Source organism: Pseudomonas sp. (assembly GCF_030696055.1).
Classification (GTDB): Bacteria; Pseudomonadota; Gammaproteobacteria; order Pseudomonadales; family Pseudomonadaceae; genus Aquipseudomonas.
In genome coordinates this window covers 1-6,374 of record NZ_JAUYNP010000306.1, presented here as the reverse complement: position 1 = coordinate 6,374, position 6,374 = coordinate 1, and the positions used below count along the sequence as shown (strand labels likewise).

The 6,374-nt window shown below is 65.3% G+C and carries 5 protein-coding genes; all 5 read right to left on the bottom strand.

The window, feature by feature from the left end:
* On the bottom strand, nucleotides 1-1,832 hold a 1,832-nt coding region (locus Q8Q83_RS18520; RefSeq protein ID WP_305625601.1), incomplete at its 3' end, for an acetoacetate--CoA ligase.
* A 219-nt stretch (nucleotides 1,833-2,051) separates the two neighbouring features.
* Nucleotides 2,052-2,954 (bottom strand): hydroxymethylglutaryl-CoA lyase, encoded by a 903-nt coding sequence (locus Q8Q83_RS18515; RefSeq protein WP_305625600.1) that lies wholly within the window; start codon nucleotides 2,952-2,954, stop codon nucleotides 2,052-2,054.
* 150 nt (nucleotides 2,955-3,104) lie between these two features.
* Nucleotides 3,105-5,048: an acetyl/propionyl/methylcrotonyl-CoA carboxylase subunit alpha gene (locus tag Q8Q83_RS18510; RefSeq protein ID WP_305625599.1), complete on the bottom strand. Its 1,944-nt coding sequence runs from the start codon at nucleotides 5,046-5,048 to the stop codon at nucleotides 3,105-3,107.
* Between the two features lie 142 nt (nucleotides 5,049-5,190).
* The gene (locus tag Q8Q83_RS18505) at nucleotides 5,191-5,988 is read right to left on the bottom strand and encodes a gamma-carboxygeranoyl-CoA hydratase (RefSeq protein ID WP_305625598.1); all 798 of its coding nucleotides are present in this window, start codon (nucleotides 5,986-5,988) and stop codon (nucleotides 5,191-5,193) included.
* A 107-nt stretch (nucleotides 5,989-6,095) separates the two neighbouring features.
* Nucleotides 6,096-6,374: carboxyl transferase domain-containing protein (locus Q8Q83_RS18500; protein ID WP_305625597.1), on the bottom strand; the 279-nt coding region annotated here is incomplete at its 5' end.

The following is a 6,374-nucleotide window of genomic DNA, read 5'->3' as shown; positions in this document are numbered from 1 at the left end:
CTGATGGTGCGCGGGATATCGGCCACGGCGATGACCTTGGCCGGCACATGGCGCGGTGTGGTGTTGTTGCGGATCACCTGGCAAATGCGCGCCTGCAGTTCATCGGTAAGCGTTACACCTTCGCGTAGACGGACGAACAGCACCACGCGCACGTCGTCGTCCCAGTCCTGGCCGATGGCGATGGATTCCAGCACTTCCTCGACCTTTTCCACCTGGCGGTAGATCTCGGCGGTGCCGATACGCACGCCGCCCGGGTTGAGTATCGCATCGGAGCGACCGTGAATCACCAGTCCGCCGTGCTCTGTCACTTCGGCATAGTCGCCATGGGCCCAGATGCCGGGGAAGGTCTCGAAGTAGGCGGCCTGGAATTTGCTGCCATCGGCATCCTTCCAGAAGCCCACCGGCATGCTGGGGAAGTGCTGGGCGCAGACCAGCTCGCCTTTTTCGCCGAAGACCGGATGGCCCGCGTCGTTCCATACCTGCACGTCCATCCCTAAGCCCTGGCACTGCAATTCGCCGCGCCATACCGGCAGCACCGGGTTGCCCAGGGCGAAGCAGGAGACGATGTCGGTGCCGCCGGAAATCGACGACAGGCACAGATCGGCTTTGATCTCGCGGTAGACGTACTCGAAGCTCTCATGGGACAGCGGCGAGCCGGTGGACAGGATGGCTTTCAGGCGCTGCAGCTTGTGGCTGCTGCCCGGCTTGGCCCCGGCCTTTTCCAGGGCTGCCAGGTACTTGGCGCTGGTGCCGAAGAGGCTGATATTTTCCGCGTCGATCAGATCAATCAGGCGCTCGGCACCGGGGTGGAAAGGCGAGCCGTCGAACAGCACCAGGGTGGCGCCCAGGGCCAGGCCGGAGACCAGCCAGTTCCACATCATCCAGCCGCAGGTGCTGTAGTAGAACAACGTGTCGTCGGCCTGCAGATCGGTGTGCAGGCCCAGTTCCTTGACGTGCTGCAGCAGCACGCCGCCGGTGCCGTGGACTATGCACTTGGGCACGCCGGTGGTGCCGCTGGAGTAGAGGATATACAGCGGGTGGTCGAAGGGAACCTGGGTGAATTCGGGCTCACCGCCGGCCTGATAGAAGTCCTGCCACAGCGCGACCTTGGCCGAAGAGTGGAAGTCTGCGGCTTTGGCCTGGGTAGTGGAGTAGGGCACCACAATCAGCTGCTGCAACGACGGCAGGCGCTCGAGGATTTCATTGAGCTTGGCGGTCAGGTCGATATTTTTTCCGGCGTAGCGGTAGCCGGCGGCGGCGATCAGCACCTTGGGTTCGATCTGGCCGAAGCGGTCGATCACCCCCTGGGTGCCGAAGTCCGGCGAACAGCTGGACCAAGTGGCGCCCAGGCTGCTGGCGGCGAGCATACCGACCACGGTTTGCCAGGTATTGGGCATAAAGGCGGCAACTCGATCCCCCAGGCCGACGCCTGCGGCCTTGAGGCTCTGCTGCAGGCCGGCGACATGGGCGGCCAGCTCGGCATAGCTCAGCTGCTCGCGGCTACCGTCTTCGCCTATGGCCACCAGAGCCGGGTGCATATCGCGGCGGCGCAGCAGCTGTTCGGCGAAGTTCAGCGTCGCGCCGGGAAACCAGTGAGCGCTGGGCATGGCGTGGCCTTCGTCCAGCACGCGGTCGGGCTGCTGGCTAAAACGCAGGTCGAAGAACTCGACTATGGCCTGCCAGAAGGCTTCGCGCTGATCCACGCTCCAGGTGTGCAGCGCGGGATAGTCGGCCAGTTGCAGGCCGTGACGCCGATTGACGAAGTGGCGAAAAGCCTCCATCCGGGTGGCAGCGATACGCTCGGCGGATGGCGTCCACAGGGGCTGTTGCATGGTGGTTCCTCATCATTCTTGTGATGCCGGGCATGTCGCCTGGCCGATTTTGCTAAGCCTACTGGTTGGGTTAAGCCTTGAATCGACGCCATGGACAACTATGCCCATGTGTAGCCTGTCAGCCTGTAGCCGCATTGCACCGCAGCCAGGCAGCGCGCAGCGTGCCTGAGCGCGGCGCTTTACAGCCTGTAAAGAAAGCCTGACGCATGGTCTTGCCGTTTACGCACTGGCCAGCCTGGCCCGTGCCACCCGCGAGCCGTTGGGCTTGTCCAATACCGCGCAGATGCGCGCACCGGCCTGGATCAGCCGATCCATATCGATGCCCGTATGGATACCCAGGCCGTTAAGCAGATAGAGCACATCCTCGGTCGCCACATTGCCGCTGGCGCCCTTGGCGTAGGGGCAACCGCCCAGACCCGCCACCGAGCTGTCGAACACGCTGATGCCCTCCAACAGGCTGGCGTAGATATTGGCCAGGGCCTGGCCGTAGGTGTCATGGAAGTGTCCGGCCAGCTTGTTGCGCGGAATATCGTGGCCGACCACCTCGAACAGGCGGCGGGTATCGCCGGCGGTGCCGGTGCCTATGGTGTCGCCCAGGGACACTTCGTAGCAGCCCATGGCGAACAGCTCGCGGGCCACGCTGGCCACCTGTTCGGCGGGCACCGCGCCCTCATAGGGGCAACCCAGCACGCAGGAGACATAGCCGCGCACGCGCACGCCATTCTGCTTGGCGGCGTCCAGCACCGGCACGAAGCGCTGCAGGCTTGCGCTGATCGAGCAGTTGATATTCTTCTGCGAGAAGGCTTCGGAGGCCGCGGCGAATACCGCGACTTCCTTGACCCCGGCCTCCAGCGCGCCTTCGAAGCCCTTCAGGTTCGGCGCCAGGGCGGCATAGGTGACGCCCGGCAGCTGCTGGATCTGCGCGAAGACCTCGGCGCTGCCAGCCATCTGCGGCACCCACTTGGGCGAGACGAAGCTGCCCACCTCGATATAGCCGAGGCCGGCGGCGGACAAGTCGTCGACCAGGCGCACCTTGTCGGCCACGCCGATCGGTTGTTTCTCGTTCTGCAGGCCGTCGCGGGGGCCGACTTCGACCAGGCGTACATGCTGGGGTAGATTCATATTGTCATCTCTCTCGTTGCGATGACCGGTTCTGCGAACCGGATGTTGGGCTTCGCAAGCTCAGCACCAACCTACATTCTCGTTCGCAGCGAGCCATATAGGTAGGTTGGCGCTGAGGCACGAAGCCCAACAGCGGGCATCAACGGATTATCAAGCCTCTTCCAGTTCCACCAGCACAGTCCCTTCGCTAACCATCTCGCCTTCGCCGCAATACAGCGCCTTGACCAGCCCTGCATGGGGCGCGCGGATGCTGTGTTCCATCTTCATCGCCTCCAGCACCACCAGGGCGGCACCGGCCTCGACCTGCTGGCCGGCTTGCACCAGCACCCGCACTATGCTGCCGTTCATCGGGGCGCTCAGGCCGCCGTGGTGGCTGTGACTGGCTTCCACTTCGGCGATCGGGTCGACGCGCTGGATGCTGCGCAGCTCGCCGCCGAACTGCAGATAGAGGGTATCGCCACGGCGGATCGCCAGATGTTGCTGGCGCAGGCCAGCCCGTTCCACCAGCAGGCATTCGCCCTGCAGTTGCGCGGTCGGCTGGGCGCTGTGGCGCAGGCGCACCACCTGGCGTTCGCCTTGGCAGGCCAGGTGCAGGTCGGTTTCCGCCGGCAGGCCCAGGCGCAGGCCATGGTGGCTGCTCCAGGGGGAATGGAAGTCGTCGTGGCGCTGGCGCGGCGCTTCGCTCTGCACCCAGGCCTCGGCGGCCAGTTGCCAGAAGTCTTCGGGCAACTCGGTTGCAGCCGGCAACAGTTGCGCCTCATGACGCGGGATAAAGCCGGTATCCAACTCGGCGGCGGCAAAGGCCGGGTGAGCCAGCACGCGCTGCAAGAAGGCCAGGTTGGTCTTGAGCCCGCCCACGCAGGTTTCGCTGAGCATGGCCAGCAGGCGCAGGCGTGCTTCCTCGCGATTCTCGCCCCAGGCGATCAGCTTGCCGAGCATGGGGTCGTAGAAGGGCGACACCACGTCGCCTTCACCGACGCCACTGTCGACCCGCCGCCCCGGGCCGGCACTGGCCTCGCGATACAGCGCCAGGGTGCCGGTGGCGGGGAGGAAATCGTGGTCCGGGTCTTCGGCGTACAGTCGCACCTCTATGGCGTGGCCCAGCAGCGGCACCTGCTCTTGTGTCAGCGGCAGCGGCTCGCCGCGGGCCACGCGGATCTGCCAGGCCACCAGGTCCAGGCCGGTAATGGCCTCGGTGACCGGGTGCTCCACCTGCAGGCGGGTGTTCATCTCCATAAAGAAAAAATCGCCGCGCTCATCCAGCAGGAACTCCACTGTGCCGGCGCCGACATAGCCGATGGCCTGGGCCGCCTTGACCGCCGCCTCGCCCATGGCGCGGCGCAGTGCAACCGACAGGCCAGGAGCTGGCGCTTCCTCCACCACCTTCTGATGACGGCGCTGGATCGAGCAGTCGCGCTCGTTGAGGTACAGGCAGTGGCCGTGCTGGTCGGCGAATACCTGGATCTCCACATGGCGCGGCTTGAGCACGTACTTTTCCACCAGCATGCGCGAGTCGCCGAAGGACGACTGCGCCTCGCGCTGGGCGCTGGCCAGGGCCTCGGTCAGCTCACTCTCGCGCTCGACCACCTTCATGCCCTTGCCGCCACCGCCGGCCGCGGCCTTGAGCAGCACCGGGTAGCCGATCACGGCGGAGGCGGCGCGGAAGGTCTCGATATCCTGGGCTTCGCCATGGTAGCCGGGCACCAGGGGCACGCCGGCTGCTTCCATCAGCGCCTTGGCCGCTGACTTGCTGCCCATGGCGTCGATGGCGCTGGCCGGTGGGCCGAGAAACAGCAGGCCGGCCGCCTCGATGGCGCGGGCAAAGCCGGCGTTCTCGGAGAGAAAGCCGTAGCCCGGATGAATCGCCTGGGCACCGCTGGCCTTGGCCGCTTTGAGCAGGGCGTCGATGCGCAGGTAGCTTTCCGCCGGCTTGGCGCCGCCCAGATTCACCGCCAGATCGGCCTCGCGCACATGGCGGGCATTGGCGTCGACGGCGCTGTGTACCGCAACTGTCTTGATACCCATGGCTTTCGCGGTACGCATTACCCGGCAGGCAATTTCGCCGCGATTGGCCACTAGAAGTGTGGTGATCATCGATTCAACTCCGTTGTCGCGAAGGCGCACCTGTAGGTTGGGCTGAGCTGCGCGAAGCCCAGCATGGGGCTGGAATGACGTGCTATGTCCGCCTCGTTGGGCTTCGCTGCGCTCAGCGCCAACCTACGGGTCGGGGTGCGCATCATGCTTGCTCCTGCCAGGCGGGTTTGCGTTTATCCAGGAACGCGCGCAGGCCTTCCTGGCCCTCGGCGCTGACGCGGATGCGGGCGATGGCGTTCTCGGTATAACGGCGCAGGGCCGGGGTCAGCACGCCGCTGCCGACTTCCTTGAGCAAGTCCTTGCTGGCCAGCATGGCTTGCGGGCTATTTAGCAGCAGCGTGCTAACCCAGTCTTCCACGGCCTGCTCCAGGGCATCGGCGGCATAGCATTCGGCAAATAGCCCCAGCTCCTGGGCGCGCTCACCGCTAAAACGTTCGGCGGTCAGGGCATAACGGCGCGCCGCCCGTTCGCCTATGGCTTGTACGACGAAGGGGCTGATCACCGCGGGAGCCAGGCCGATGCGCACTTCCGACAGGCACAGCTGGGCATCGTTAGCGCCTATGGCCATATCGCAGCAGCTGATCAGGCCCAGGGCGCCGCCAAAGGCCGCGCCTTGCACCACGGCCAGGGTCGGAATCTTCAAGTGGTAGAGGTTGTGCATCAGCTCGGCCAGTTCGCGGGAATCGGCCAGGTTGGCGTTGTAGTCCAGGGTCGCGGCGTGCTGCATCCAGGCCAGGTCGGCGCCGGCGGAGAAATGCTTGCCGCGCCCGCGCAGCAGCAGGAAACGCAGGCTCTTGTCGGCCATCACCGCGTCGAGGGCGAGGATCAGCTCGCGGATCATCTCTGCGTTGAAGGCGTTGTGCTTGTCCGCGCGATTGAGCCAGAGAGTGGCGAAGCCGCGCGGATCTTTTTCCAGTTGGATGGTGCTGAAGTCGGTCATTCCAGGTTCCCTGTAGGAGCGAGCTTGCTCGCGATCATGAGTGGCGATGTCGTCCGGGATCGCCAGCAAGCTGGCTCCTACCGACACCGTTCAAGGTCGCGGCGCGTTTACATTCTGAACACGCCAAAGGTGCTCGGCTCGATCGGTGCATTAAGGCTGGCGGACAACGCCAGGCCGAGCACTGCGCGGGTTTGCGCCGGGTCGATGACGCCGTCGTCCCACAGCCGTGCGCTGGAGTAGTAGGGGTGGCCCTGGCGCTCGTACTGTTCGAGGATCGGCTGCTTGAGCCTGGCTTCTTCCTCGGCGGAGAACGTCTGCCCGGCGCGGGCGGCCTGTTCGTGCTTGACCTGCACCAGCACGCCAGCGGCCTGTTCGGCGCCCATCAC